The following is a 254-nucleotide window of genomic DNA, read 5'->3' as shown; positions in this document are numbered from 1 at the left end:
AGCCGTACAGCAAGTCCCCGCGTGGTGACCGTCCCTACGACAAGGACTCCCGCGGCGACAAGCCGTACAGCAAGAGCCCGCGTGGTGACCGTCCCTACGACAAGGACTCCCGCGGCGACAAGCCGTACAGCAAGTCCCCGCGTGGTGACCGTCCCTACGACAAGGACTCCCGCGGCGACAAGCCGTACAGCAAGAGCCCGCGTGGTGACCGTCCCTACGACAAGGACTCCCGCGGCGACAAGCCGTACAGCAAG

1 pseudogene is annotated in these 254 nt (G+C 66.1%); it reads left to right on the top strand.

Annotated elements, in window-relative coordinates:
* A pseudogene (locus ACFQQJ_RS10645) lies at positions 1-254 on the top strand (hypothetical protein); the annotation flags it as partial.

Origin of the sequence: Propionicimonas sp. T2.31MG-18, from assembly GCF_964266745.1 — a bacterium.
Classification (GTDB): domain Bacteria; phylum Actinomycetota; class Actinomycetes; order Propionibacteriales; family Propionibacteriaceae; genus Propionicimonas.
The sequence above is the reverse complement of the archived record's forward strand: the minus strand, read 5'-3'. Positions and strand labels throughout refer to the sequence as shown.